This window comes from Nocardioides sp. S5, assembly GCF_017310035.1.
Classification (GTDB): Bacteria; Actinomycetota; Actinomycetes; order Propionibacteriales; family Nocardioidaceae; genus Nocardioides.
Genome location: NZ_CP022296.1, coordinates 3,358,577 through 3,384,534, shown reverse-complemented (window position 1 = coordinate 3,384,534; position 25,958 = coordinate 3,358,577). Strand labels below are relative to the sequence as shown.

At 71.9% G+C, this 25,958-nt stretch carries 27 protein-coding genes and 3 tRNA genes; 11 read left to right on the top strand and 19 right to left on the bottom strand.

Annotated elements, in window-relative coordinates; translation table 11 throughout:
• Nucleotides 1-70 precede the first annotated feature (70 nt).
• Nucleotides 71-214 carry a GPGG-motif small membrane protein gene (locus tag CFI00_RS16730; RefSeq protein WP_207082194.1) on the top strand — a complete coding sequence of 48 codons (144 nt, stop codon included), beginning with the start codon at nucleotides 71-73 and terminating at the stop codon, nucleotides 212-214.
• Between the two features lie 75 nt (nucleotides 215-289).
• Here CFI00_RS16730 and CFI00_RS16725 read toward each other — a convergent pair whose 3' ends face one another.
• The 9 genes from CFI00_RS16725 to CFI00_RS16685 form a co-directional block, all read right to left on the bottom strand.
• Entirely contained in the window at nucleotides 290-1,828 is a 1,539-nt protein-coding gene (locus CFI00_RS16725) for a PTS ascorbate transporter subunit IIC (RefSeq protein WP_207082193.1), read from the bottom strand.
• Nucleotides 1,829-1,847: 19 nt separating this feature from the next.
• The gene (locus CFI00_RS16720; RefSeq protein ID WP_207082192.1) at nucleotides 1,848-2,672 is read right to left on the bottom strand and encodes a PTS sugar transporter subunit IIA; all 825 of its coding nucleotides are present in this window, start codon (nucleotides 2,670-2,672) and stop codon (nucleotides 1,848-1,850) included.
• Nucleotides 2,669-3,952 (bottom strand): zinc-binding dehydrogenase, encoded by a 1,284-nt coding sequence (locus CFI00_RS16715; RefSeq protein ID WP_207082191.1) that lies wholly within the window; start codon nucleotides 3,950-3,952, stop codon nucleotides 2,669-2,671. Before CFI00_RS16715 ends, CFI00_RS16720 begins: the two co-directional genes overlap by 4 nt.
• A complete protein-coding gene (locus tag CFI00_RS16710) occupies nucleotides 3,939-5,417 on the bottom strand; it encodes a PTS mannitol transporter subunit IICB (protein WP_207082190.1) in 1,479 nt (492 codons plus the stop codon). Before CFI00_RS16710 ends, CFI00_RS16715 begins: the two co-directional genes overlap by 14 nt.
• Complete coding sequence (locus tag CFI00_RS16705; RefSeq protein ID WP_207082189.1) at nucleotides 5,417-6,175, bottom strand: nucleoside/nucleotide kinase family protein; 759 nt, start codon at nucleotides 6,173-6,175, stop codon at nucleotides 5,417-5,419. The genes CFI00_RS16710 and CFI00_RS16705 overlap by 1 nt, the downstream gene beginning before the upstream one ends.
• 144 nt (nucleotides 6,176-6,319) lie before the next feature.
• Nucleotides 6,320-7,255: a sugar-binding domain-containing protein gene (locus CFI00_RS16700; protein WP_207082188.1), complete on the bottom strand. Its 936-nt coding sequence runs from the start codon at nucleotides 7,253-7,255 to the stop codon at nucleotides 6,320-6,322.
• Between the two features lie 75 nt (nucleotides 7,256-7,330).
• Nucleotides 7,331-7,406, bottom strand: a tRNA-Lys gene (locus CFI00_RS16695).
• Between the two features lie 55 nt (nucleotides 7,407-7,461).
• The gene (locus CFI00_RS16690) at nucleotides 7,462-9,033 is read right to left on the bottom strand and encodes an NAD(P)/FAD-dependent oxidoreductase (protein ID WP_207082187.1); all 1,572 of its coding nucleotides are present in this window, start codon (nucleotides 9,031-9,033) and stop codon (nucleotides 7,462-7,464) included.
• Nucleotides 9,034-9,085: 52 nt separating this feature from the next.
• Nucleotides 9,086-10,150 (bottom strand): NAD(P)-dependent alcohol dehydrogenase, encoded by a 1,065-nt coding sequence (locus tag CFI00_RS16685; RefSeq protein ID WP_207082186.1) that lies wholly within the window; start codon nucleotides 10,148-10,150, stop codon nucleotides 9,086-9,088.
• 159 nt (nucleotides 10,151-10,309) lie between these two features.
• Between CFI00_RS16685 and CFI00_RS16680 the strand changes: the two genes are divergently transcribed.
• Nucleotides 10,310-11,236, top strand: a complete 927-nt coding sequence (locus CFI00_RS16680) for a universal stress protein (protein ID WP_207082185.1) — start codon at nucleotides 10,310-10,312, stop codon at nucleotides 11,234-11,236.
• 131 nt (nucleotides 11,237-11,367) lie between these two features.
• On the opposite strand, the gene CFI00_RS16675 is transcribed toward CFI00_RS16680, so the two are convergent.
• From CFI00_RS16675 to CFI00_RS16655, 5 genes are read right to left on the bottom strand one after another with little or no spacing between them, the layout of a single operon-like run.
• Nucleotides 11,368-11,553: a hypothetical protein gene (locus CFI00_RS16675; RefSeq protein WP_207082184.1), complete on the bottom strand. Its 186-nt coding sequence runs from the start codon at nucleotides 11,551-11,553 to the stop codon at nucleotides 11,368-11,370.
• A gap of 49 nt (nucleotides 11,554-11,602) precedes the next feature.
• The gene (locus CFI00_RS16670) at nucleotides 11,603-13,789 is read right to left on the bottom strand and encodes an MMPL family transporter (RefSeq protein WP_207082183.1); all 2,187 of its coding nucleotides are present in this window, start codon (nucleotides 13,787-13,789) and stop codon (nucleotides 11,603-11,605) included.
• 39 nt (nucleotides 13,790-13,828) lie between these two features.
• On the bottom strand, nucleotides 13,829-14,650 hold the full coding sequence (locus tag CFI00_RS16665) for a sulfite exporter TauE/SafE family protein (protein ID WP_207082182.1): 822 nt from the start codon (nucleotides 14,648-14,650) through the stop codon (nucleotides 13,829-13,831).
• A complete protein-coding gene (locus CFI00_RS16660; protein WP_207082181.1) occupies nucleotides 14,647-16,038 on the bottom strand; it encodes an MBL fold metallo-hydrolase in 1,392 nt (463 codons plus the stop codon). The genes CFI00_RS16665 and CFI00_RS16660 overlap by 4 nt, the downstream gene beginning before the upstream one ends.
• Nucleotides 16,038-16,355, bottom strand: coding sequence for a rhodanese-like domain-containing protein (locus CFI00_RS16655; RefSeq protein WP_207082180.1), 318 nt, complete (start codon nucleotides 16,353-16,355; stop codon nucleotides 16,038-16,040). Before CFI00_RS16655 ends, CFI00_RS16660 begins: the two co-directional genes overlap by 1 nt.
• 117 nt (nucleotides 16,356-16,472) lie before the next feature.
• Here CFI00_RS16655 and trxA point away from each other — a divergent pair, with 117 nt between their 5' ends.
• The 4 genes from trxA (at nucleotide 16,473) to CFI00_RS16635 (ending at nucleotide 18,712) form a co-directional block, all read left to right on the top strand.
• Nucleotides 16,473-16,847: a thioredoxin gene (gene trxA / locus CFI00_RS16650; protein ID WP_207082179.1), complete on the top strand. Its 375-nt coding sequence runs from the start codon at nucleotides 16,473-16,475 to the stop codon at nucleotides 16,845-16,847.
• Nucleotides 16,847-17,257 (top strand): DUF302 domain-containing protein, encoded by a 411-nt coding sequence (locus CFI00_RS16645; protein ID WP_207082178.1) that lies wholly within the window; start codon nucleotides 16,847-16,849, stop codon nucleotides 17,255-17,257. The genes trxA and CFI00_RS16645 overlap by 1 nt, the downstream gene beginning before the upstream one ends.
• Nucleotides 17,257-17,520 (top strand): metal-sensitive transcriptional regulator, encoded by a 264-nt coding sequence (locus CFI00_RS16640; protein WP_207082177.1) that lies wholly within the window; start codon nucleotides 17,257-17,259, stop codon nucleotides 17,518-17,520. Before CFI00_RS16645 ends, CFI00_RS16640 begins: the two co-directional genes overlap by 1 nt.
• A gap of 76 nt (nucleotides 17,521-17,596) precedes the next feature.
• Nucleotides 17,597-18,712, top strand: a complete 1,116-nt coding sequence (locus CFI00_RS16635; protein WP_207082176.1) for an aromatic acid exporter family protein — start codon at nucleotides 17,597-17,599, stop codon at nucleotides 18,710-18,712.
• 67 nt (nucleotides 18,713-18,779) lie between these two features.
• Here the strand turns inward: CFI00_RS16635 and CFI00_RS16630 are convergent.
• Together CFI00_RS16630 and orn are read right to left on the bottom strand one after the other, a co-directional pair.
• A tRNA-His gene (locus tag CFI00_RS16630) sits at nucleotides 18,780-18,855 on the bottom strand.
• Nucleotides 18,856-18,902: 47 nt separating this feature from the next.
• The gene (orn, locus tag CFI00_RS16625) at nucleotides 18,903-19,547 is read right to left on the bottom strand and encodes an oligoribonuclease (RefSeq protein ID WP_207082175.1); all 645 of its coding nucleotides are present in this window, start codon (nucleotides 19,545-19,547) and stop codon (nucleotides 18,903-18,905) included.
• Nucleotides 19,548-19,622: 75 nt separating this feature from the next.
• On the opposite strand from orn, the gene CFI00_RS16620 reads away from it, so the two are divergent.
• From CFI00_RS16620 to CFI00_RS16610, 3 genes are read left to right on the top strand one after another with little or no spacing between them, the layout of a single operon-like run.
• Nucleotides 19,623-20,171, top strand: a complete 549-nt coding sequence (locus tag CFI00_RS16620; RefSeq protein WP_207082174.1) for a MauE/DoxX family redox-associated membrane protein — start codon at nucleotides 19,623-19,625, stop codon at nucleotides 20,169-20,171.
• Nucleotides 20,137-20,910: a thioredoxin domain-containing protein gene (locus CFI00_RS16615; RefSeq protein WP_207082173.1), complete on the top strand. Its 774-nt coding sequence runs from the start codon at nucleotides 20,137-20,139 to the stop codon at nucleotides 20,908-20,910. The genes CFI00_RS16620 and CFI00_RS16615 overlap by 35 nt, the downstream gene beginning before the upstream one ends.
• A 22-nt stretch (nucleotides 20,911-20,932) precedes the next feature.
• The gene (locus CFI00_RS16610) at nucleotides 20,933-21,949 is read left to right on the top strand and encodes an adenosine deaminase (protein WP_207082172.1); all 1,017 of its coding nucleotides are present in this window, start codon (nucleotides 20,933-20,935) and stop codon (nucleotides 21,947-21,949) included.
• 165 nt (nucleotides 21,950-22,114) lie between these two features.
• Here CFI00_RS16610 and CFI00_RS23885 read toward each other — a convergent pair whose 3' ends face one another.
• The 3 genes from CFI00_RS23885 to CFI00_RS16600 all read right to left on the bottom strand — a co-directional run bounded on the left by CFI00_RS23885 (nucleotide 22,115) and on the right by CFI00_RS16600 (nucleotide 23,998).
• Complete coding sequence (locus CFI00_RS23885) at nucleotides 22,115-22,246, bottom strand: hypothetical protein (protein WP_277988314.1); 132 nt, start codon at nucleotides 22,244-22,246, stop codon at nucleotides 22,115-22,117.
• A gap of 217 nt (nucleotides 22,247-22,463) precedes the next feature.
• A tRNA-Arg gene (locus tag CFI00_RS16605) sits at nucleotides 22,464-22,539 on the bottom strand.
• Between the two features lie 61 nt (nucleotides 22,540-22,600).
• Complete coding sequence (locus CFI00_RS16600) at nucleotides 22,601-23,998, bottom strand: dicarboxylate/amino acid:cation symporter (protein ID WP_207082171.1); 1,398 nt, start codon at nucleotides 23,996-23,998, stop codon at nucleotides 22,601-22,603.
• Between the two features lie 276 nt (nucleotides 23,999-24,274).
• Here CFI00_RS16600 and CFI00_RS16595 point away from each other — a divergent pair, with 276 nt between their 5' ends.
• Both CFI00_RS16595 and CFI00_RS16590 read left to right on the top strand, forming a co-directional pair.
• A complete protein-coding gene (locus CFI00_RS16595) occupies nucleotides 24,275-24,877 on the top strand; it encodes a hypothetical protein (RefSeq protein WP_207082170.1) in 603 nt (200 codons plus the stop codon).
• A gap of 110 nt (nucleotides 24,878-24,987) precedes the next feature.
• Nucleotides 24,988-25,956, top strand: a complete 969-nt coding sequence (locus CFI00_RS16590) for a TIGR03885 family FMN-dependent LLM class oxidoreductase (RefSeq protein WP_207082169.1) — start codon at nucleotides 24,988-24,990, stop codon at nucleotides 25,954-25,956.
• Nucleotides 25,957-25,958: the final 2 nt, after the last annotated feature.

Genomic DNA, 25,958 nt, shown 5'->3' with positions numbered 1-25,958 from the left:
AGGGTGTGGGCGACTTTCGGCGAGAGCCGGAGATGGCTAGGTTGAAGTTCCCAACCGAAGGGAGCATGACATGGCTTTGCTGCTGTGGATCCTCGCCGTCATCCTCGTGGTGTCCGGCATCGTCTCGCTGATCCGGGGCCAGATGCTGTGGGGAATCGTCCTCATCATCATCGGCCTGCTGGTCGGCCCCGGTGGGGTCAGCATCTTCACGTAGGCCCCCGTCCCGGGAATTGCGCGCAGGGAGTCGGTCCGTCAGGACCGGCTCCCTGCGTGCGTCCGGGGACGGCCGTCAGTCGTGCGGCGGAGGAGGTGGCGTGGGCGCACCCTGCGGGGGAGCGATCTTCGCCGCGGCCGCCGACACTGGGGTACGTCGATCGCCCGTGCCCGCCGTGCCCTCCCGGACCCCGCGGTGCGGCGCCGGGTCCCACCCCGTGTCGACCACGCGCTTCTGCCACATGATCGCCGCGCCCAGGATGACGGCGCCGACGAGGACGATGAGCGGGATGCCGGCGGCGCCGAGCATGGCGGGGTAGCCGGTCGCGATGCCGACCCAGCCGAAGTCGGTGTCCCCGAACGTGGTGTTCGCGTCGCCGAAGTCGCCCAGCACCTCCAGCAGGAGCGCCGGCAGGAACGTGATCATCAGCCCGTTGAGGAAGCCGCCCACGAGGGCACCGAGGCGGCCGCCCGAGGCGTTGCCGTAGACGCCGGCGGCTCCACCGGTGAAGAAGTGGGGCACCAGGCCGGGCAGGATGAGGGCCAGGCCCAGCCAGGGGTTGAGCCACAACGACAGCACGGCCAGCCCGATCAGCCCGCCGGTGAAGCTCGAGAGGAAGCCGATGAGCACGGCGTTCTGGGCGTAGGGGAAGACGATCGGGGCGTCGAGGGCCGGGATCGCTCCGGGCACGGCCTTGTTCGCGATGCCCTGGAAGGCCGGCACGAGCTCGGCCAGGATGGTCCGGACCCCGAAGAGGATGACCGCGACCGCGACACCGAACTGGAGCCCCTGGGTGACCGACTGCATGATGTAGTCGCCCACTCCCGTCGCGCCGCCGTCGAACGCGGTGAAGGCGGTCTCCTGGCCGCGTCGGGCGAGGAAGGTGACCGCGAGCACGACGTACATGATCACCATCGACAGGGCGGTCGCGACCATCGAGTCCCGCAGGAAGCGGAGCGACTCGGGCAGCCGGAGGTCCTCCGTCGAGCGGCTGTTGCGCCCGATCCGGGCACCCACGGCCCCGGCGGTGACGTAGGCCGCGGTGCCGAAGTGGCCGATGGCGATGCTGTCGTCGCCGGTGATCCGACGCGTCCACGGGTGGGCGAAGGCCGGCAGCGACACCATGAGGATGCCGAGGATGACGCCGCCGAGCCCGACGACGAGGGCAGGTGAGTAGTCGGCGGAGGCGAGCACGATGGTGAGCAGGGTCGCCATGAACAGCATGTGGTGGCCGGTGAGGAACACGTAGCGCAGGGGCGTGAACCGGGCGAGCAGGAGGCTCACCGCGAAGCCGAGGATCATGAGCCACGAGACCTGCGCGCCGTACTGCTCCTGGGCGATGCCGGCGATCGCCTCGTTGGTCGGCACCACGCCCTGGGCTCCGGTCGCACCCTCGATCATGAGCCCGAGGGGCGTGAGCGAGGCCACGACCAGGGTGGCGCCGGCTCCGATCAGCAGGAAGCCCAGTGTCGCCTTGAGGGCGCTGCCGACGACCTGGCCGACGGGTCGGCGCAGGGCTGCGAGCCCCGCTGCGGTGATGATGCCGATGAGGAAGGCCGGGACGCTGAGGACCTCGTTGACGAGGAACTGCGCGGCGCTGAGGAGCCAGTCCATGTCGATCTCCTTGCTGCCTCTAGATGTCGTACGACGCGCGGAGGGCTGCGTCGATCTCGCGCTGGCTGGTGAAGTTCTCGATCACGACGATCGGTGTGCCGACGTCCCCGAGCGCGCGGGCGATCTCGCCCGAGGTGAGGATGAGGTCGGCGTCCTTGGCCTTGCCGCGGGCCGAGACGGTGTCGGTCGCCTCCACCGTGATCAGGCGGCCCCAGCCCCACCGGTCGAGGACCTGCTCGAGGGTGTTCTTCAGGAACAGGCTGGTCCCGAGGCCGTTGCCGCACACGGTCAGGATGTGGTCGCGGGTGCGGCCCCCGCCTGCGCCTCCTCCTGCGGCGCGCGCCTGCTCCGCGTCGTCGGCCTCGGCCGCGGGGTCGGGCGCGGGGTCGGGCGGGCTGTCCCCGCTGAGGATGGCGTGCACCTGCGCGGGCGTCGACGCCGCGTCGAGCGAGGCTCGCCGCGAGGTGTCGGTGAGCAGCGTCGCGAGCGAGGCCATCGCCTGCTGGTGGGTGGAGCTGTCGGTGGCCGCCAGCGCCACCACCAGGGTGACGGGATCGTTGGCCTTGCTCCCGAACTCCACCGGGGACGCCAGGCGCACCCACGACATTCCGGTCCGGTGCACCGCCTCCGAGGGCCGTGCGTGGGGGAACGCGAAGCCCGGTGCCAGCACGATGTAGGGCCCGTTCTGGTGCACGCTGTCGATCATCGCCTGGGTGTACGCCGGCTCGGCGATGCCGGCCGACTCGAGCAGGCCGCCTGCGAGCCGGATGGCGTCCTGCCAGTCGTCGGCGCGCTCGTCGAGGGCGATGGTCTCGTGGGTGAGGAGCTCGCTGAGCGCGGTCACGTGCGTGCCTCCGCCGTGAAGGCCTGGAGCACGTAGTCCTCGGCGGCGTGGTTCCAGATGTCGTCCCGGTCGGCGCAGAGCCGCGCCAGCCGGTCGAACCGTGGGTCGTGCCGGCCGAGCTCGCCGAAGTCGGCGATGGCGGTGAGGTCCATGTCGATGTGCGGGTAGATGAGGATCTTTCCTCCGGTGAAGGTCGGCAGGTCGGACAGCGCGTCGGGCACGGCGTCCAGCCCGCCGACGTGCGTCACCATGCGCGACGGGTTGATGGCGCCGGACGCCGACAGCTCCAGGCTCTCCTCCATGTCGCTGCGGGAGCCCCCGGACGTGCCGACGAGGTGGGTGCTCTCGTAGTGGATGTTGTAGAGGTTCAGCGAGGCGGAGAACGCCCGGTCGGTCGGGCCGGCGAAGAAGTTCAGGCAGCCGTCGTGGGCGAGGACGGCGTCGCCGGCCTCGACGAGCTGCGTGATCGCGGCGAACACGACGACGTCGTCGAAGCCGTCCGGGGAGATGGCCCGAAGCAGCTCCACGGTGTCCTGGCCGCTCGCGTCCACCACCTCGAGCCGGCACCCGCGCCGCTCGGCCTCCTCCGCGGGAAAGAGCCGGCGGAGCCGGTCCAGCCGCTCCGCGTCGACGTCGACGGCGACGACCACGCTGGGCGTGAACGGCCCGTTGAGGGCGTAGTCCAGCGCCCCGATGCCCATCGCACCGCCGCTGCCGAGGAGGGCGAGCCGCCCGCCCGGCTTCAGGCCCATCTGGTGCTCCCACACCAGCGGCTCGGTGTGGTAGTTGGACCGGAAGGCGCCGATGATGCACGACATGGGCTCGGCCAGCGACCCGTTGGCGTAGTAGCCGTCGTCGTACGGCAGCACGCAGCCCTTCTCCACCGCGATCGCCGGGATGATGCAGTAGGTCGCGTCGCCGCCGAACCAGGGGTAGCTGTAGCCGGGGGACCAGCCGCTCGGCAGGCCCATGGTGGGCAGGATCGCCACGCTCTGCCCGACGCTGAACCGGTCCGCGAGCTCGTCCCCGACCTCCTCGAGCACGCCGGCGAACTCGTGGCCGGTGATGACGGGGTCCGTGGAGATCGTGTCGGGGACGCGCTTGTGGTCGCTGCCCAGGGACATGGCCTTGTAGGTCGAGAGGCACATGCTGCTGCTCACGACCCGCAGGAGCAGCTCGTCCGGCCCGATGTCGGGGAGGCCGAACTCGCTCACGGCGACCTTGTGGGCCCCGTGGATGCGGGCCGCCCGGGTGAGGCGTCCGTGGTCACTGGTCGGCATCGCTGGTGGTCCTCTCGGTCAGGCGGTCGTTGAGCGTGTCGAGTGCGGGGTCGCCGAGGTAGCTCTGGATGGTGACGATCTCCACGTTCGGTCGCGCCGCCTTCGCCCGGCGGGCGAGGTCCTGGTGCACCACGACCAGGTCGGCGTCGGCAGGCACGGACTCGATCGCTGCGTGGGTCACGCGGACGTCGTCGCGTCCGGCGTCGCGCAACCGCTTGCCGAAGGCGCTCGCGCCCATGGCGCTGCTGCCCATGCCGGCGTCGCAGGCGAAGACGATCCGGCGTACGTCGCCACGGGCGGCGTCGCTGCCCGAGCCGCCCATGGCGCCGGTGAGCACCGCGCTGCCCTCGGCCTTCATCGCCCGGGAGCGCTCGGCGTGCTCCTCCAGATCGGCGTCGTCGTCGTCCGCGTTGCTGCTGAGCTTCAGGATGGCAGCCGTGATGACGAAGCTGACCGCGGCTGCGACGAGGACGCCCGCGATGACGCCGACGTGGTCGCCGGGGGGAGTAAGCGCCAGGTAGGCGAAGATCGAGCCCGGGCTGGGTCCCGCGGTGAGGCCGACGCCGAACGCCATGAACGTGGCGATGCCGGACGCACCGCCGGCGATCATCGCGATGATGGTGGACGGCTTCATCAGCACGTAGGGGAAGTAGATCTCGTGGATGCCGCCCAGGAAGTGGATGATGATGGCGCCCGGCGCGCTGTCGCGGATGACCCGGTTGTGGCCGAAGAGCCAGAAGGCCAGCAGCAGGCCCAGGCCGGGACCGGGGTTGGACGCCACCATGAAGAAGATCGACTTGCCCTCGTCGGCGGCGACCTGGAGCCCGAGCGGGTAGTAGATCCCCTGGTCGATGACGTTGTTGAGGAACAGGACCTTGGCCGGCTCGTTCAGCAGCGAGAGCAGGGGGAGGGCGCCGGTGTCCACGAGCGCGTTGATCGCCCGGAGGAGCTGGTCGTTGAGCGCGCTGATGACCGGGCCGATGACCCGGTAGGTGGCCACGATCAGGCCCAGGCCGAGGAAGCCGAGCGTGAAGTTGTTGACCACCATCTCGAAGCCGGAGCGGATCCGGGGCTCGAGGACGCGGTCCACCTGCTTGATGAGCCAGGCGCTGAGCGGCCCCATGATCATGGCGCCGAGGAACATCGGGATGTCCGCACCGACGATGAGGCCGATCGTGCCCACTGCCCCGGCGACGCCGCCGCGGTGGCCGTGGACCAGCTTACCGCCGGTGAAGGCGAGGAGCAGGGGCAGCACGTAGGTGATCATCGGCCCGATGGGTTCGGCCAGGTCCTCGTTGGGCAGCCACCCCGTCGGGATGAACAGGGCGGTGAGGAGGCCCCAGGCGATGAACGCCCCCACGTTGGGGATCACCATCGCGGTCAGGAACCCGCCGAACGCCTGGATGCGTGCGCGCAGGCTCGTGCCGGAGTCGGCCGGAAGCCCGCCGTCGATCGATTGACTCATCACATCTCTCCTTGCTGGATGGATCCGTCGGCCTGGACCACCAGCGTCAGGTCGACCTTGCTGAAGTCGGAGGAGCCCATGACCCGCTGCACGTTGAGCCGGTCACTGCGCTCGTAGAAGGCCTCTGCCTCGGCAGGGGTGAGGCCGCCGCGGACCTTCCGCTCGACCAACCGGTCGCGCAGCAGGTCGGCGTCGGCGGTGAGGAGCACGACGTAGTGGGCGTGGCGCGCGAGGTCGCGCCACCCCGGCTCGTCGAGCAGCAGCCAGTTGCCCTCGATGACCACGAGGTCGGCGCTGAGCGGGTGGGTGCCTGCCACGACGTCGTGCACCCTGCGGTCGTACGTCGGCCACACCACGTCCTGGTCCGCGGCGGCCGCGAGGTGCTCGGCGAGCGCCTCGACGTCGAAGGTCTCGGGTGCCCCCTTGATGGTGCTGAGTGGGACCGTACCGTCGGAGGTGCGCACGTGGTGCGACTCGAGGTGGCTCTGCGGGAAGTGGAAGCCGTCGATGCCGACGACGTCCAGTCGCGTCGGTGCCGGGAGACGGCGGCTCCCGGCCTCGGCCAGGACCGCGGCCAGCGTCGACTTCCCGACTCCGGGAGGACCGACCAGGAACACGAATGCCCGTCGCTGGGCCCGCGGGCGCGAAGCCGCTACGTCGAGTGCGGGGAGCAACGTCTCCTCGACCAGCCGTCGGTCGACGTCGACCTCCACCTCCAGGCCGTTCACGAGCATCTCGGCGAACCTCCATGCGCTCATTTGAGCAGTGCTGCACGTTTGAGAGTGACATGGATTACAGCACTGCCGCGGGAGCGCGTCAAGGGTGCGCAGGATCGCCAGCGCGGTGAGGAGGTGGTCCGCGGGGGCGGGGAAGGTGGCCCGGAAGAAGGCCTCAGCGCGCCGTCAGCGCACGGGGAGACGCAGCAGCGCGGTGGCCGCGCGGTCGTCGGTGACGAGGCTGCTCAGGAGCCCGGAACGACAGACCGCGGCGATGGCGGCGGCCTTCTCCGCCGAGCCGGCGACGGCCATCACGCGGGGCGTACGGCTCAGCTCCGCGGCGCTCACCGAGATGCGGCGGCGGCTCACGTCGGTCTCGATGACCGAGCCGTCCGCGCGGAAGAAGATGCCGGCGACCTCGGCCACCACGCCCTCGCGCTCGAGCTCGGCGCGCTCGTGGGCCCGCAGCAGCGGGCCGAGCTGGGTGATGGGCGGGTCCCAGGACCCGACGGCCACCACGGCGAGGGACAGGTCGGCGTAGCGACTGAGTGCGGCCTCGATCGAGGGGTCGCTCCGGAAGGTGTCGGCAGCGTCCTCTGAGGCGGCGAAGAGGGGCGCGAAGACGGCCACCGCCTCGACGCTCGACCGTCCGCTGATGCGGCGGATGACCTCGACGGGGGACTGGCGCAGGTCGTTGCCCACGGTCCCGGTCAGTTGGATGACGGTGCTCGGCGGGAGCGCCGGGAGCTCCTCGCCGATGGCCACGAGCGTCCGACCCCAGGTGAGACCGAGGACGTCGCCCTCGCGGATGCTCCGCGCGATGCGGGGCGCGGCGGCCCTGGCCAGTCGACGCCGGTTGTCGTCACCGGTGTCGCCCGCCTTCACGACCACGCACTCGTCGAGGCCGAGGTGGGCGGCGAGGTCGGCGGACAGCGCGTCGCGCGGCTCGTCGCGGTCGTGGATCTCGATCGTCACCACGCCCTGCTCGCGGGCCTGCTGGAGGAGCCGGGCCACCCGGAAGCGACTGATCGCGAACTCGTCGGCGAGCTCGGTCTTGGAGGCGTCCTCGAGGTAGAAGCGACGTGCGATCGATGACAGCAGCCGCCACTGCGCCTCGTCCATCCGACCCCCCGCCTCGCTCGTGCGTTGTCCGACGACAGAAGGCCAGGTCCCGGTCGGGGCCTGGCCTTCGTCGAGTGGTACGCCATCAGGGACTCGAACCCCGAACCCGCTGATTAAGAGTCAGCTGCTCTGCCAATTGAGCTAATGGCGCGTGCGGTGAAGCGAGGAAAACCTTACCCCGTGTCGACCGGAGGGCGAAATCGAGGTCAGAGCTCGGCGAGCACGGCCTGGGCGGCGTTGTGGCCGCCGAGCCCGGAGACCGCTCCACCGCGTCGCGCACCCGACCCGCAGAGCAGCACGGAGTCGTGCCCGGTCTGCACGCCCCACTGCTGGGCGGGGGTTTCGAGCCGCGAGCGGTTGGGCGCCCACGGCCACTCGAGGTCGCCGTGGAAGATGTGTCCGCCGGGCATGGCGAGGTCCTTCTCGACGTCCTGCGGGACCTTGGCCTCGATGCAGGGGTTGCCGTCGGCGTCGCGGGCCAGGCAGTCCTCGATGGGCTCGGCCAGCACCGCGTTCAGCGAGGCGAGGGCGCGCTCCACGGCCAGGTCGCGGGCGGACGGGTCGGCGTCGAAGAGGGCGGCGGGGGTGTGCAGGCCGAAGTAGGTCAACGTGTGCGCCGAGCCGGCCCGCTCGCCCAGGATCGAGGGGTCGCTGAGACTGTGGCAGTAGACCTCGCCCGGCAGCGGGTCCGGCACCGCGCCGCCGGCCGCGGCGGCGTACGCCTGCTCGAGGCGGCTGTAGTCCTCGTCGAGGTGCAGCGTGCCGGCGAACGCGACCGCCGGGTCCGCGCCGGAGCGCAGGGCGGGCAGGCGGTCGAGGAGGAAGTTGATCTTGAGCTGCGAGCCGGCCGGCTTGGTCGCGGCGTCCTCGCCCTCACCGAGCAGGATCCGCAGCACCCACGGTGCGACGCCCGACAGGACGCGGCGTCCGATGACGGACCGGTCCCGGGTGCCGTCGTGGAAGGTGACCTCGGCGCCGTCGGGGCCGGGCGCGATCGCGCTGACGCCGGCGTCGGTGACGATCTCCGCACCCGCCTCGACCGCGGCCCGGGCGAGGGCGTCCGTCACCGCGCCCATGCCGCCGACCGGCACGCGCCACTCGCCGGTGCCGTTGCCGACCAGGTGATAGAGGAAGCAGCGGTTCTGGATCAGCGACGGGTCGTCCATCGAGGCGAAGGTGCCGATCAGCGCGTCCGTCGCCACGACGCCGCGCACGGTGTCGTCGGCGAAGCGCGAGGTGATCGCCGCTCCCAGCGGGTCGGTGACCACGTCGGTCCAGATCCGCTCGTCGACGAGGGCGCGGACGTCCTTCTCGAGGGGGAGGGGCTGCATCAGGGTCGGCGCGACCACCTCGGCGAGCTGGCCGACCTCGGCGTAGAACGCCTGCCAGGCGGCGTACTCCTCGTCGCTGCCGGTGAGCTCGCGGAACGACGCGCGTGTCGCCTCGCTCTCGGGTCGCTCGACCAGCAGCCCGCCGGAGCGCCCCTCACGCGTCCAGGGCGTGTACGACGCGGTGGTGCGCGAGGTCAGGCGCACGTCGAGCGCCAGGTCCGCCATCAGCTGCTCGGGCATCAGGCTGACGAGGTAGGAGTAGCGCGAGAGGCGGGCCGGCTGGCCGGCGAACGGCTCGATCGAGACGGCGGCGCCGCCGGTGTGGCCGAGGCGCTCGAGCACGACGACCGAGAGGCCGGCGCGCGCGAGGTAGGCGGCGCTGACCAGGGCGTTGTGGCCGCCGCCGACCACGACGACGTCATAGGTGCTGTGGGTGCCGGAATTCACCGACCCAACGTAGACCCTGACGCCGCCGCGGACCGACGACGGCACGCCTCGCTCAGCGCGTGAACGTGTCGTTCGGCACGATGACCGCCCGCCCGGTCACCCGGCCGTGGGCCAGGTCGTCGTACGCCGCCACGGCGTCCTCGAGCGGGTAGATCGTCGTGGCGGCGTGCAGCAGGCCGCGCGCGGCGAGGTCGAGCACCTCGACCAGCTCGCCGCGGTTGCCCCAGTAGGTCGTCTGGACGCTGGCCTCGTAGGGGAGGCCGAAGAACGACACCGGCAGGGTCCCGCCCGCGATCCCGACGATCGTGAGGTCGCCGAGCTGCCGCATCGCGGCCGCAGCGGTGGCCAGGGTCTCGTCGGAGCCGACGAAGTCGAGCACCACGTCCGCGCCCCGCCCGCCGGTCGCCTCGCGGATGCGCTCGGCCGTGTCCGCGCCCGGTTCGAGCACCAGGTCGGCGCCGAGGGCGGAGGCCTGGGCACGGGCGCTCTCCCGACCGTCGACGGCGATGACGCGCGTCGCGGTGATCGCCTTGAGCACCTGCACGCCGAGGTGGCCGAGCCCACCCGCGCCGATCACGACCGCCGTGGTGCCGGGGCCGAGCTTGCCCAGCGAGCGGCGTACGGCGTGGTAGGGCGTGAGCGCGGCGTCGGTCAGCGGCGCGGCGTCGACGACCTCGAGGCCGTCGGGCAGCGGGACGAGGTGGCGCGCCGCCGGGACGAGCAGGTAGTCGGCCATGCCGCCGTCCATGCCGAGCCCGCCCCCACCGCCGGCCACCGGCGCCAGGTCGGGGCGCTCGCAGTAGGTCTCCAGGCCCGCGAGGCAGTGCGCGCAGGTGCCGCAGCCCCAGGCGCCGACGACCGCGACGGCCTGCCCGACCTCGAGCCCGGTCACGCCCTCGCCGAGGGTGTGCACCCAGCCGGCGTTCTCGTGCCCGAGCGTGAAGGGCGGGTTCCACGGGAGGGTCCCCGGCTCGAACTCGTGCATCAGGTGCAGGTCGGAGTGGCACGCGCCCGCGGCCCCCACCTGCACCAGCACCTCGCCGGGACCGGGCACCGGCACCGGCACCTCCGTGAGCACCGGCTCGCTCCTCCAGTCCTGGAGCTGCAACGCGCGCATGTCGACCTCCTCAGGTTCACTCCCAGCATCGCGGGAACGGCTGGTGGACAGCAGGGCCCTTTGCCGCAGCCCCTCGGGCCCAACGGCCCTTCGTGGTCGGCTCCCGGCGGCGAAGAGTGGAGGTGCGGGCCCACCGCGCCGCGCCACCAGGAGGACGCCATGACCGAGCAGAGCACAGCCACCGCCCACGTCGCCACCGACCGTTCCGCCATCGTGGTCGGGGTCGGCCCCGAGGAGGTGGACTCGGCGCTCGCGTTCGCCGCCGAGGAGGCGATCCGCGCGCGGTGCGGCCTGCACCTGGTGCATGCCGTGCAGGTCCCGCCCCCGGGACCCGAGAGCGTCCTGGTCACCGACGTCCACGTCGACGTCGAGAAGTGGGGGCGCGAGGTCCTCGACCTCGCTGTCAAGCGTGCCGAGGACCTGGTCGACGGCGCGGTGCCGGTGACGCACGAGCTGCACCGAGGCGCGCCCGTGCACGTGCTGGTCGAGGCGGGCCGCTCCGCGCGCATGGTCGTGCTCGAGCACCGCCACCTGTCGCGGCTCTCACGCGTCGTGAACCGCACGGTCGCCGGGGGTGTCGCCGCCCGTCTGCCGGTGCCGGTCGTGGCCGTGCCGAGCGGCTGGACGCCGACGGACGGCCCGAAGGTCGTCGTCGCCGGCGTCGACGTGCCGGAGCGCTCCGACGAGGTGCTGCGCACCGCCGTCGCCGAGGCGCACGCCCGCGGGGCGTCGCTGAAGGTCGTGCACGCCTGGTCGTGGCCGGCGTACGACGCCGAGGCGACGTCGTACAACGACGAGCGCCGGCGCTGGTCGGACCGCTCGCGCGCCGAGGTGCGCGCGGCGCTCGACCGGCTGGGCGACGAGTCGGTGGCGATGGAGGCCGACGTCGAGGTGCACCCCGGGCGCGTCATCGAGGCGATCCTGGGTGCGTCGGAGGGCGCCGACCTGCTGGTCATCGGGCGCCACGACCCGCTCGTGCCCGTCGGCTCGCACATCGGTCCGGTCGCCCGTGCCGTGCTGCGCGAGGCCGCGTGCCCCGTGCTGCTCGCGAACCCGCGACCGCACCGGGCGGTCTACCACCCCTGAGCGCCTCGGGCGACCCGGCCGCCTCGGGATCCCCGGTCGGCCGGGGATCCCCGAGGTTGTCAGGCTCTGCAGGGCCTGACAACGTGCGGGAGAGCCGGTCAGCCGGGGATCCCGAAGGCGGGGCAGGGGAGTCAGCCCTTGCCGAAGAGCCGGGAGAGGAAGCCGCCGCCGGAGCCGCCGGCCTGCTTCTCCGCAGCGGTGTGCTGGCCGTTGCACCAGTCCTTGGCGGGGACGCCGGCCCGCACCTGACCGACGTGCTGGCCGCAACCGGCCCAGGTGGTCTTGCCGCAGGTCTTGCATCGCACTGCTCGGCACATGTGGATCTCCTTCTGTGTGGGATTGCTCGGGGTGTGGGGTCGGCCGGGATCAGCCGTGGGAGAACGTGATGGTGGGCAGCACTCGGGTCAGCCAGCGCGGGCTCCACCATGCCGCGCGGCCGGTGAGCCGGAGCATGACCGGCAGCAGCACCAGCCGCACGAGGAAGGCGTCGAGCAGGACGGCGACGCCGAGAACGATGCCCATCTCCTTGGGCGGAAGCGGCCCGGACAGGGCGAAGGTGAAGAACACCGCGACCATGACCGCGCCCGCGGCGAAGATGACGCGTCCGGAGTGGGCCAGGGAGCCGACCATCGCCTCATGCGGGTCGTCCGAGCGCTCGTAGTGCTCCTTTGCCGAGGCGAGGAGGAAGACGGTGTAGTCCATGGCGATCGCGAAGATCATCGCGAAGAAGAACACCGGGGCCCACGCGTCGAGGAAGCCCTGCGACTCGAAGCCGAGCAGGTCGGCCCCGATCCCGTCCTGGAAGACCAGGCGGGCCACGCCGAAGGCGGCGGCGGTCGAGAGCAGGCTCGCGAGCGTGCCGAGCAACGAGATCAGCGGCGCCTGGAGCGCGACGAGCAGCAGCAGGAAGCCGAGCGCCAGCACCACGCCGATGACCAGCGGGGTCGACTCGTCGAGCTGGGTCTTGAGGTCGAGGTTCTCCACCGCGGCGCCCCCGACGAGTGCGCTCGCGGGGAGCTCCGCGCGCAGCCGGTCGACGGTCTCGCCGAGCGCGGGGTCGGACGGATCCACCGTCGGCACCGCCTGGAACAGCACGGTCCCGCTGTCGTCGGTCGCGGGCTGGGCGGGCATGGCACCGGCGATGCCGGCATCGGCCACCAGGGCGTCGTACGTCGTCTCGGCGTCGGCCTTGTCGGCGACGACCTGCAGCGTGCCCGGGGCACCTTCGCCGAAGGCCTCCTGGACCCGGTCGTAGCCGACGCGGGCGCTGGCCTCCTCGGGCAGGACCTGGATGGACGGCATCGCCGTGCGCAGGCCCATGACGGGTGCTGCGAGGGCCAGCAGCACGACGAGGGCGGCCAGGCCGAAGGCGACCGGCCGCTTCCACAGCCGCTCACCCCAGGCGGCGAACTTCGGCGAGCGGTGCTCGCCCGTGTGCACCCACTTCAGGGCCAGCTTGTTGATGCGGTGGTCGAGCGAGAAGAGCACGAGTGGCAGCAGCGTCAGTGTCGCCGCCAGCACGAACGTCACCGCGAGCATGATGCCGCCGGCCATCGAGCGGAACGACGGTGAGGGCACGAGCATCACGGCCGAGAGCGAGACGAGCACGGTGATGCCGGAGAGCAGGACCGCCTTGCCGGCGGTGTCCATGGTCTCGGCGATCGCCTGGCGGGCGGTCTCGTGGTGGCCCATGCGGGCGGCGCGGAAGCGGACCACGAGGAAGAGCGCGTAGTCGATGCCGAGCGCGAGGGCGAACATCATCGCGAAGTTCATCGCCCAGATGGAGACCGGGACGAGCTCGTTGATGAGCACGAGCGAGCCGGCCGACGCCACGAGGCCGGCGAGGGTGAGGATCAGCGGGAGGCCGGCGGCGACGAGCGCGCCGAAGGCCAGGACGAGGATGGCCAGGGTCACCGGCCACGAAAGCATCTCCGACTTCAGCATCGCCTCGAGGTTGGCCTCGTTGAAGTCCGACCACAGCAGGGAGGCGCCGGTCGGGTTGACCTCGACGCCGTCGCCGGACAGGGCCTCGAGCTCGCCCTTGATGTCGTCGGCGACCCGTACCATCTCGTTCGGGTCGGCCCCGGCGCCGGCGAGGACGACGGCGGTGCTGCCGTCCTGGCTGAGGGACGCACCCGGTTGGGGGGCGATCACCTCGGCGATGCGGGGCTCGGACTCGAGGAGCGCGGTGACCTCGTCGAGGACGTCGCCCCCGCGACCCTCGGTGACGGGACCGTCGGTGCTGTGCACGACGACCTGGATCGCCGAGCTGGCGTTGCCGCCGAAGCTCTCGGTGGCCAGCTCGCGCACCGCGACCGACTCCGAGCCGTCGGCCTGCCAGCCGGCGCCGGAGAGGTTGGCCTCCACCTTGGGGGCGAAGACGCCGAGGCCGACGACCAGGAGCACCCAGATCGCTGCGGTGAGGCGGCGGTGGTGGGTGACCCAGACGCCGAGGCGGCCCAGGGGGCCGGGACGGTAGCCGAGGTCGTCCGGGTCGGGGAGCCGGTCCGGGGAGCGGTGGGCAGCGTGGCGGCGGGTGGCCGTCGACGTCATCGAAGGAGGTCCTGTTCGTGTGGGGGTGGGTGGATCGGGTCAGACGAGTGCGGGGAGTGCGGTGGCCGCGGTCCACGCGGCGACGACCAGCACGAGGGCGGTGAAGGCTGCCGAGAGCCGGCGGGTGTCGATGCGGGCCGCGAGGCGCGCGCCGGCGACGGCGGCCAGGGCAGCCGCGACGGTGAGGGCCGCCACGAGCGTCCAGTCGGGGGTGGCGCCCGCTCCGGCACGCGCCGCAAGGGCGACGGTGCTGGTGATCGTGATGACCACGAGCGAGGTGCCGGCGGCGAAGTCGATGGGCAGGCTGAGCGCCACCAGGAGGGCGGGGACGACCAGGAAGCCGCCCCCGACGCCGAGGAACCCGGTGAGCAGGCCGACGGCGGTCGCGGTCACCAGCACCTTGAGGGCGCGAGGGCACTGACAGGCGAACGTCGGGCTGAAGGTGATGATCGGGTCGTCGAAGCCGCTCGGACGCTTCGCTCGGCCGTCGCCGCCCTGCCGACCACGCCACTGGCGTACGGCCAGGAGCACACCGACGCCCAGCATCAGCGCGGCGAAGGCGCCGAGCAGCACGGGCTCGGCGACCAGCGTCGATGCGCGCGCCCCGGCGATCGCGCCACCGGTCGCGACCAGCCCGAAGGCCAGGCCGCGCGCCAGCAGCACGTTGCCGGAGCGGTACGCCGTCAGCGCGCCGGCCAGTGACGTCACCCCCACCACCACCAGGGACCCGGTGGTCGCCTGCGCGGGTCCCTGGCCCAGGGCCACGAGCACGGGGACGGCGAGGATGGAGCCGCCACCGCCGAGCGCGCCCAGGCTGAGCCCGATGAGCGCGCCGGCGGCGACGGCGAGGGCGAGGCTCACGCCTCGGGCCCCACCAGGTGGAGGCCGACCTTCTCGGCGTTGTCGAACGAGTCGTCGATCGCGACGAGGCTGCGACCGGCCGCGTCGAGCATCGACGCGGCCACCGAGGCGCGGTAGCCGCCGGCGCAGTGCACCCAGACCTCGCCCGAGGGCACCTCGTCGAGGCGGTCCATGAGCTCGTGGAGCGGGACGTTGACGGCTCCGGCGATGCGGGCCGCGTCGTGCTCGTCGGCACGGCGTACGTCGAGGACGACGACATCGCGGTGGTGGCGCACCTGGGCCAGGTCGGCGAAGGTCGCGGTGGCGAAGGAGCTCAGCGGCCGGTCGCTCCAGTCCTCGGGCTTGCCGGTGGCGTGCGCAGCGGGACGGTCGATGCCGATCCTGACCAGCTCGCGCTGAGCCTCGGCCACGTCGTCGGCGCTCTCGCCGAGCAGCGTGATCGGGGTGCCCCACGAGATCAGCCAGCCGAGGTAGGTGGCGAAGCCGCCGTCCAGGCCGAAGTTGAGCGTGCCGGGTGCGTGCCCGGCCGCGAAGGCGGTGCGGCTGCGCAGGTCGACGACCCACTCGCCGGCCTCGATGCGGCGCCGCAGCTCGGCGGCGTCGGCGAGCCCGGGCGGGCTGAGGTCGGGCTCGGACGGTCCGGCGGCGTTGGCCGGCGCCATGTGGGCGTAGTAGGCCGGCCACGGGCCGAGGCCGGCCAGGAGCTCGTCGACGTAGGTCTGCTCGTCCTGGGTCAGGACGGGGTTGGCCTGCTTCTCGCGCCCGATCGTCGAGGAGCTCGCGTCGGACTGGGTGGCGGAGCAGAACGAGCCGAAGCCGTGGGTCGGGTAGACCTCGGCCTCGTCCGGCAGCAGCTCGGCCAGCCGGTGCGCGGAGGCGTGCTGGTGGTGCACCAGGTCGTGCGTGTGCTCCGGGCCGAGCAGGTCGGGGCGACCCGTCGCGCCGAAGAGCAGCGAGCCTCCGGAGAAGACGCCGACGGCCCGGTCGAGGCCGTCGTCGCCGCGACTGCCGGCATCGGTCAAGGCATAAGAGAGGTGGGTGAACGTGTGGCCGGGGGTTGCCAGCGCAGTGATGCGCATACGTCCACCCACCTCGACGACCTGTCCGTCCGCTACGGGGGTGCGGATGAAGGACACGTCGTCCTCGCCATTGACGAGGTACTGGGCACCGGTGCGCTGCGCGAGCGCGAGGCCACCGGTGACGTAGTCGTTGTGGATGTGGGTCTCGACGACGTGGGTGAGGCGTACGCCGTGCTCGTCGAGCAGGGCCAGCACCCGGTCGATGTCGCGTTGCGGGTCGACCACCAGCGCCACCTCGCCGTCGTGCACGAGGTAGCTGCGGTCGCCGAGCGTCGGGGTCTCGATCGCGATGACGGTGAGCTCGGACATCACAGACCCACCCCCACGGCGCGACCGGAGGCGATCCAGGCCTGCGTGCCGCCGGCCACCGACACCGCGTCGAAGCCCTGGGCCACGAGCAGGTCGGTCATCGCCTTCGAGCGGTTGCCGGACGCGCAGATGACGTGCACGCGGGACGAGCGGTCGATCTCACCGAGGCGCGAGGCGAGCTGGCCCATCGGCACGAGGACGGCACCGGGCACGTGGGCCTGGGCGTACTCGGCGCGCTCGCGGACGTCGACGGTGGTGCCGTGGTCGCGCTCGGCGGCGTAGTCCTCGATCGAGATCTCGGGCGTCTGCTGGGACATGCGATTCCTCTCCTGGGAGTGGGTCCGGGCTGTTGAGAAATACCCTAGGGGGTATGTACGATGAATGCAAAACACCCCGGGGGGTATTCCCCATCGCATCAGCAGGAGGAGCCAGCCATGAGCACCCGAGACCTGGGAGCCGAGACCTTCGAGTCCACGGTCAACGAGCACGAGATCGTGCTCGTCGACTTCTGGGCGGCCTGGTGCGGCCCGTGCCGCCAGTTCGCCCCCGTCTACGAGCGCGTCAGCGAGGCGCACCCCGACATCGTGTTCGGCAAGGTCGACACCGAGGCGGAGCAGTCGCTGTCGGCGGCGGCCGGGATCACCTCGATCCCCACGCTGATGGCCTTCAAGAAGGGCGTGCTGGTCTTCTCGCAGCCCGGTGCCCTCCCGGCGCCTAGTCTGGAGCAGCTGGTCACCGCCGTCCGCGAGCTCGACGTGGACGCGGCACTCGCCGCCGCATCGAGCACCGCCGAGGAGAGGAGTGCCTGATGGGCACCTACACGCTGTCTGCCACGATCGCCCGCCCGTACGCCGAGGTGGTCGACGCCACCCGCGAGGCCCTCACCGAGCAGGGCTTCGGCATCCTCACCGAGATCGACCTCGCCGCCACGATGAAGGCCAAGGTCGACGTCGACCTGCCGCCCCAGGTGATCCTGGGCGCCTGCCGGCCGCCCTTGGCGTACGAGGCGATCCAGGTCGACCCGTCGATCGCCGCCGTGCTGCCGTGCAACGTGGTGGTCCGCGCCCTCGACGACGCCACCACCCTGGTCGAGGCCTTCGACCCGGACGCGATGATGGGGCTGTCCGACAGTGGCGCCCTCGACTCCGTGGCCGCTGACGCCAAGCAACGACTCAGCGCGGCCCTCGCCGCCCTGTCCGCCCCGCCCGAGGAGAACTGATGGAGCTCGACCCGACCCAGATGACGCCGGTCATCAACCGCATCAAGCGTGCGCAGGGGCAGCTGGCGGGCGTGCTGCGCCTGCTCGAGGAGGGCCGCGACTGCGAGGACGTCGTCACCCAGCTCGCCGCCGTGTCGAAGGCGCTCGACCGCGCCGGCTTCGCGATCGTGGCCAGCGGGCTCCAGCAGTGCCTGGTCGAGGGCGACGGTGTCGACAGCGTGGACGTGAAGAAGATGGAGAAGCTCTTCCTCTCCCTCGCCTGATCGCGGCCCGACTGCGACGTTGTGCCACTCCCCACCGTCACCCGTAGTGTCGGTCGGCGGGAGAGGGAGGCACGACATGAGGGAACGACTGACGAAAGAGATCAATGACCGGATCGGTGACCCGATCTGGTGGAACGACGTGCTCCACCTGGTGAAGACGGTGCTGGCCGCCGTCACCGCCTGGGTGATCGCGGCGAGCGTGCTCGAGCTGCCCCAGCCGTTCCTGGCTCCGTGGGCGGCGCTGCTGGTGGTGCACGCGACCGTCTACCGCACCTTCTCCAAGGGCTCCCAGCAGGTCGCTGCGACGGTCGTCGCAGTGCTGCTGGCCACCGCGGTCGGGGAGACACTGGGCCTCTCGACCGGGGCTGTCGCGCTGCTCCTCGTGCTCGCCCTGCTGCTGGGAGCCGTCCCGTGGCTGGGCGCCGAGGTCACGACCATCGCCACCACCGGGCTCGTCGTCCTCACCACGGGCTTCGAGAGCGACGTGCTGCTCATCTCGCGGCTGCTCGACACGGCCATCGGCGTGGCCGTCGGCCTGCTCGTCAACGTGATCGTGTGGCCGCCGCTGCGTCGGCGTACCGCCGCCGACGCGATGGACCGCATCGACGACGAGATCGGAGAGCTGCTGGTCGACATCGCCGGCGGGCTCGGCGACGGGTGCCAGGAGGAGGACGTCACGGGGTGGATCGACCGCACCCGTGACCTCGACGGTGACCTCGAGCACGCGTGGGCCCTGGTGCGGCAGGCGCAGGAGAGCGCCCGGATGAACCCGCGCCGCCAGGCACGCGAGATGAAGAACCCCGAGCGATGGCACGAGCTGCTGCGCCGGATGGAGCAGGCCGTCGCCGAGACGCGCAGCCTGGCGCGCACCCTCGGCGGCCAGCGGGCCCACCGCGAGACCTGGGGGGAGGCCTTCGCCGACCCGTGGATCTCGATGCTCGGTGACGCCGGCCGAGCCGCGGGCGGCGCGGACCCTGCGGCCCTGACAGACGTACGCCGCCGGCTCGAGGCCTTCACCGAGGAGCTGCGGGCCACCGAGCGCTCTCCGGAGTGGCCGATCTACGGCGCGCTGATCATCAACCTGCGCAACATCGTCGACTCGATGGGAAAGGTGGCGGAGGCGCACCCGATCCGCGGCAACCGGCTGCCCCTGCAGGTGCCGCAGGTCCGGGGGAGCGCGGCGCCCGGCTGAGCCGACGTGCTTGGCAGCACGAGACGGATCGAGCCCCCGACCGGTGCGGTCGGGGGCTCGATCTGACTGGGGTGAGTAACGGGACTTGAACCCGCGACATCCGCCACCACAAGGCGGCGCTCTACCAGCTGAGCTATACCCACCATGCCTGCTCGCCCGAGAGGCGAGGACGACGAGAAGTGTAGGGCAATCAGGCCTCGGAGCCGGAATCGGCCCCCGCGTCGGGACCGAGGCCGGTCAGCTGGCCACCGTGGCGGGCCGCGATCTCCCTGGCCTGCGCGCTGTCGGGCCCGGGCTGCGGCACGAAGACGGCCTCGCGGTAGTAGCGCAGCTCCTCGATGCTCTCCTGGATGTCGGCGAGCGCACGGTGGTTGCCACGCTTGGTCGGCGCGGAGAAGTAGGCGCGGGGGTACCACCGACGCGAGAGCTCCTTGATCGAGGAGACGTCGACGATCCGGTAGTGCAGGAACGACTCCAGCCCGGGCATGTCGCGGGCGAGGAAGGCGCGGTCGGTGGCGACCGTGTTGCCGGCGAGCGGCGGGCGGCTGCCGTCGGGGCAGTGCTCCTTGATGTAGGCCAGCACCTGCTCCTCGGCGTCGGCCAGCGTCATGCCGCTGGCGAGCTCCTCGAGCAGGCCGGACTTCTCGTGCATGCTGTGCACGAACTCGACCATCTGGTCCAGCGACTCCTGCGAGGGCTTGATGATCACGTCGACGCCCTCGCCGAGCACGTTGAGCTCGAAGTCGGTGACCAGGGCCGCGACCTCGATCAGCGCGTCGGCGCCCAGGTCGAGGCCGGTCATCTCGCAGTCGATCCACACCAGTCTGTCGTTCACGAGCGGCACCCTACCCACCGGTGCCCGAGCGGCCCTCTCAGCCTCGATTCAGGCTGACCTCCTAACCTCAGGGGTGTGAAGGACTGGTTCGGGCTCGTTGCGCGCCTGGTGACGGGCGGCGTGTGGATCGTGGCGGGGGCGCTCAAGCTGCCCCACCCCGACGAGAGCGTGCGTGCCGTACGCGCCTACGACCTGCTGCCGGAGGCGATCGTCCCGGCGGTCGGGCACCTGCTGCCGGTCCTCGAGGTGGTCATCGGCCTGTGCCTGGTGCTCGGGGTGGTGGTGCGCGGGACCTCCGTGGTCTCCGCGCTGCTCTTCGTGGCCTTCATCATCGGCATCGCCAGCGCGTGGGCGCGAGGGATGTCGATCGACTGCGGCTGCTTCGGCGGCGGCGGCGAGATCCCCGACGCGGCCGCCAAGTACCCGGGCGAGATCGCCCGCGACGTCGGGCTCCTCGCCCTGAGCCTCTGGCTCGTGGTGCGACCCGCGTCGCGCCTGGCCCTGGAGAACGTGCTGTTCCCCTCCTCGACCCACCACACCGACGACGACATCCCCGACGACGACATCCCCGACGACGAAGGAAGCCTCCATGGCGCAGAAGAAGACCTCGCACAGGACCGCTGAGGAGAAGGCGGCGACGCAGGCCAGGCGGGAGGCGCGCCGCGCGCGCACCGAGCGTGCCCGCGCCGAGGCCGAGGAGCGCCGCAAGGCCGCCAAGCGCAAGGAGCAGCTCACCCGTGGCGGCCTGATCGCCGGCGTGCTGGTGCTGGTCGTCGGCGGCTTCTTCTTCGTCACCAACCTGGGCTCGGACAAGCCCGACACCGCGCCCGCTGGCGCGAGCGGCTCCTACGGCCTGCGCATCGGCGACGCCGACGCACCCAAGGAGATCGTGGTCTACGAGGACTTCCTCTGCCCCTTCTGTGGCCAGCTCGAGCTCACCGTGCGCGACCAGCTCGACGCCGCGGTCGAGGCCGGTGAGGTCAGCGTGGAGTACCGCCCGCTCGGGTTCCTGGAGCGGATCAGCGACTACTCGCCCGAGTCGGCCAACGCGTTCGCCGTGGTCCTCGACGAGTCCGGTCCCGAGGTCGCGAAGGCCTTCCACGACCTGCTCTTCGACAACCAGCCGTCCGAGGAGGGTCCGTTCCCCGACGCCGACGACCTGGTCGACCTCGCCGTCGAGGCGGGCGCGACCGAGGCCGACGTCCGTCCCGGCATCGAGGACATGGCCTTCGAGGGCTGGGTCGACGCCGCCAACGACGCCGCCTCGCGCGAGGGCGTGAACTCCACCCCGACGGTGCTCGTCGACGGCGAGGTCGTCGAGGGCGACACGCTGCAGGAGATCGCCGCGCAGATGGTCGGCTGAGGTCTCTGAGACACTGCGGGGCGTGAGCCTCGCACCCTTCATCGCCGGCCTGCCCAAGGCCGAGCTTCACGTCCACCACGTCGGGTCGGCGTCGCCGCGGATCGTCTCCGAGCTCGCGGCGCGCCACCCCGGCGCTGGAGTCCCCTCCGACCTGGAGGAGCTCCGGGACTTCTTCACCTTCCGCGACTTCGCCCACTTCATCGAGGTCTACCTCGCGGTCGTCGACCTCATCCGCACGCCCGAGGACGTCCGGCTGCTGACCTACGAGGTCGCACGTGAGATGGCCCAGGGCCAGAACCTCAGGTACGCCGAGCTCACCTGCACGCCGTACACGTCCGTGGCCCGCGGCATCGCCATCGAGGCCTACACCGAGGCCATCGAGGACGCGCGCGTCGCGGCGGAGCGCGACTTCGGCCTGGTGCTGCAGTGGATCTACGACATCCCCGGCGAGTCGGGCCTCCCGGCCGCCGACGCGACGCTGGCGTACGCCCTCGAGCACCGCACCGACGCCCTCGTCGGCTTCGGCCTGGGCGGGCCGGAGATCGGGGTCCCGCGGGCGCAGTTCGAGCCGCACTTCACCACCGCGCGGGCGGCGGGCCTGCGCTCGGTGCCGCACGCGGGGGAGACCACCGGGCCGGAGACGATCTGGGAGTCCGTGCGGTTGCTGGGCGCCGAGCGCATCGGCCACGGCTGCTCCGCCGCGCAGGACCCCGGCCTGCTCGCCCACCTCGCCGACACAGGCGTCGTGCTCGAGGTGTGCCCGACGTCCAACGTCGCGACGCGCGCGGTCGCCCGGATCGAGGACCACCCGCTGCGCACGTTCGTCGAGGCGGGGGTCATGGTGACGATCAACTCCGACGACCCACCGATGTTCGCCACCACGCTCAACAACGACTACGAGGTCGCGGCCGGGCTCCTCGACCTCGACGAGCGCGGGGTCGCCGACCTGGCGCGTGCGGCCGTCGACGCGTCGTTCGCCCCTGCCGAGGTGAAGGCGCGCATCGGCGCCGAGATCGAGGCGTACGCCGCCGACGCATGATGCGGCGTGTCGGACCCGACACGCCGCGCACCGCGAGGAAGCCCGGCGAAAGAGCCGTCCGCCCCCTTGCGCGGCCGGTGCCGCAGGCGTAGAACTGAGGTGTTGGAAGGACTCCGGTCCGGAAGACACCGAAGCCCCACCAACTCATACTTGGTGGGGCTTCACCTATTTCTTGCGCGGGAGGTTCTCCCGCGGGACGTTCGTCGGGTCGAGCGCGGTCAGCAGGACCAGCAGGGCGGCGAGGCCGGCCAGGACGCCGATCACCGTCAACAGTCCCGTCCCCAGTTCGTTCGCCATCGTGGTGCTCCATCTCGTGGGTGCAGGACGCTGGTCGTACCCGATGAGGGGCAGGTCCATGAGCGGGCACCACCCCTGGGAAGGGACGGGCGGGTGTGGCAGGAATGTGTGCGGCCCCGCTACCTCATACGTGGCGGGGCCTGGTCACATACTGCGACGGCGGCCGCTCGCTGCGGGGGAGGCTCGCCGTGTCTCGCGGATGTCCTGCGACATCACATGGCGCCCCCGGCAGGATTCGAACCTGCAACCAGCGGAGTAGAAATCCGGTGCGCTATCCGTTGCGCCACGGGGGCCGTCGGCGCCAAGTATCCCAAGCCCGGCCCCCGTTCGTGCGGAGGGCCGGGCCGGGGACGGTCAGGCCGCGGCGGAGGCCGTGGCCGGACGCGCCTCGAGGTCCGCGTCCTCGCGCCACGCGCCGCGCCCGCGCGGGGCGTCGTACGCCTCCTGGTCGAGGATGCCCTCCCGCTTGGCGACCAGCGTCGGCACGAGGGCCTGACCGGTCACGTTGACCGCGGTGCGGCCCATGTCGAGGATCGGGTCGATGGCGAGCAAGAGGCCGACGCCCTCGAGCGGCAGGCCCAGCGTCGACAGCGTCAGGGTCAGCATCACCGTCGCGCCGGTGACGCCGGCGGTGGCTGCCGAGCCGATGACCGAGACGAAGGCGATCAGGACGTAGTCGGTGAGCGAGAGGTCGATGCCGAAGAACTGCGCGACGAAGATCGCCGAGATCGCGGGGTAGATCGAGGCGCACCCGTCCATCTTGGTGGTCGCGCCGAGCGGCACCGCGAAGGAGGCGTACGCCCGGGGGACGCCCAGGTTGCGCTCGGTCACGCTCTGGGTGACGGGCATCGTGCCCACCGAGGAGCGCGACACGAAGGCCAGGGTCATCGCGGGCCACGCGCCGGTGAAGAACTGCTTGACCGAGAGGCCGTTGAGCAGCAGCAGGGACGGGTAGACGCCGAGCAGGACGATCAGCAGGCCCGCGTAGATCGCGAGGGTGAACGTGCCGAGCGAGCCCAGGGCGTCCCAGCCATAGCTGGCGACCGCGTTGCCCAGCAGGCCGACCGTCGCGATCGGGGCGAGCAGGATGATCCACCACAGCACCTTCTGCACGACCGCGAGCGCCGAGCGGACGAAGGTGAGGAACGCGTCTGCAGCCTCGCCGACCTTGAGGGTCGCGATGCCGATGGCGATGGCGACGACGAGGATCTGCAGCACGTTGAACGACATCGACACGCTGCCGTCGTCGCCCGCGGAGCCCTCGAGGCCCAGCACGTTGGCCGGGACGAGGCCGGAGAGGAAGTCGAGCCACGAGCCGGTCGACGACGGGGCCGCGGCGGCGTCGGAGGCCACGCTGGTGTGGTCGCCGGGCTGGACGACCAGGCCGAGGACGATCCCGATGCCCACGGCGATCAGCGCGGTGATCGCGAACCAGGCCAGCGTCTTCCAGGCCAGGCGGGCAGCGCCCGTGACGTCACGCAGGTTCGCGATGGAGGCGACGATCGCCAGGAACACCAGCGGTGGGACGACCGCGCGCAGCAGCGTCACGAACGTGCCACCGATGGTGCTGAGGGTCTCGGTGAGCCAGTTGGGGTCGACCTCGCCGGTCGTGGCATCGACACCGTCGGCGCCCATGCTGCGGGCCACCAGGCCCAGGACGACGCCCAGCACGAGTCCGATCAGGACCTGCGTGCCGAACGACGGGAGGCGGAAGCGGGTGGGCTTCTCGGTCTCGCTGACAGAAGTGCTCATGAGGGAGGGACAACCTTTCGAGGACGGCGCGCGGGGACCGCGGTCGCCGGGAAGCGCAGGTGCGCAGGTCAGTCGGCGTCGAGCGGGAGGCGACAGAGCGCGCTCTCCGTCCGCGCGAGGTCCACGACGCGACGCTGCGTCAGCAGGTCGCCGACGGTCGCGGGAACCGTCGGCGAAGGGATGGAAGGCGCGCTCACGTCCGGTGCAACCGATACTTTCGGCTACCTGTTCCGTGGTCCGCCTCACACGCGGCGCACCAGTCCCTAGGATCCGCCCATGGCCCCTCGTCTCGGCGCGCGTCTTGCTGCCCTCCTCGTCCCCGCGGCCCTCCTGCTGCCCGGGGCCGCGCACGCGGAGAAGGTGGTGACCGAGGACAGCGTGGGTGACGTCGTCACCCTCGCCGACGAGTCCACCGACCTCGAGGACGCCGTCCCCGCCCCGAGCCACGGGGGCGTCGACGTGGTCCGGACCTCGGTCGCGCACGGTGCCAACCGGCTGCGGCTGACCGTCAGCTTCCGGGCGCTGGAGCGCGACCCCTTCCAGTTCACGGTGTTCCGCGTCAGCACTCCGAAGGGCCAGGTCGACGTCCTCGTCGAGCGCCTCGGCGGGAAGCCGATCTCCAGCATCGACCGGCGGGGGACGACGGTGGAGTGCGGCGGGCTCAGGTCCAAGGTGGACCGGGGTGCCGACACGCTGACGACCTCGCTGCCCACCTCCTGCCTGGATGCCCCCCGCTGGGTGCAGGTCGGCGTGGGCGCCGTCGGCATCGCCGCCGACGTGGCGTCGCCCGAGCTCGCGGCCATCTACGCCGACGACGCACACCGCGACGGGACCGTCCGCGACGCCCTCGCCAAGGGCCCAAAGGTCCGTCGCGGCTGACCCCGACCGGCGACTGCCGGGACGCGAGGAGCCACCCGGCGGGAGGAGCAGGCGGATCCGCCGACGTGCTGGTGGTTGCGGCTCCGGCCGCGCTGCGGTGTGGTGGGTCCATGACCCGGATCGGCTTCCACGCCTCCCACGAGCAGATCTCCCCGAGCGACCTGCTGAGCGACGTCCAGCATGCCGAGCAGGCAGGTTTCGACATGGCGATGTGCTCGGACCACCTCGGACCGTGGAGCGCCCGCCAGGGCCACTCCGGCTACGCCTGGTCGTGGCTGGGCGCAGCGCTGGCCACCACCGGCCTCGCCATCGGGTGCGTCTCGGCTCCCGGTCAGCGCTACCACCCGGCGGTGCACGCCCAGAAGATCGCCACCCTGGCCGGCATGTTCCCGGGCCGCTTCTGGGTCGCTCTCGGCAGCGGCGAGGCGAGCAACGAGCACGTCACCGGCGACCGGTGGCCGGCCAAGGAGGACCGCACCCGCCGGCTCGAGGAGTGCGTCGACATCATCCGCCGCCTCCTCGGTGGCGAGGAGGTGAGCCACGACGGCCGCGTGCGGGTCGATCGGGCGAGGCTGTGGGACGTCCCTGACGAGCCGCCGCTCCTCGTCGGTCCCGCCGTCAGCGTGGCGTCGGCGGCGCGGGTGGCCTCGTGGGCGGACGGCCTGGTCACCATCAACCAGCCGCACGAGACGCTGCGGCGCCTCGTCGCGGCCTACCGGGACAGCGGCGGTCGGGGCCGGCTCGCGCTCCAGGTCCACCTCTCCTGGGCTCCCACCGAGGCCGAGGCCGAGGCGATCGCGTTCGACCAGTGGCGTACGAACGTGCTGGGCGGCGACGTCCCGTGGGACCTCGAGACGCCGGCTGCGTTCGACGCGGTGGGGGAGCACATCACCATGGAGTCCGTCCGGCACGCAGTGCGGATCTCTGCCGACCCAGCGCAGCACGCTGCCTGGCTGGCCGAGTACGCGGACCTCGGCTTCGACGACCTCTACCTCCACCACGTGGGGCAGGAGCAGGAGCGCTTCATCGACACCTTCGCCGACCGGGTGCTGCCGCAGGTGCGCGGGGAAGGGAGCTGACC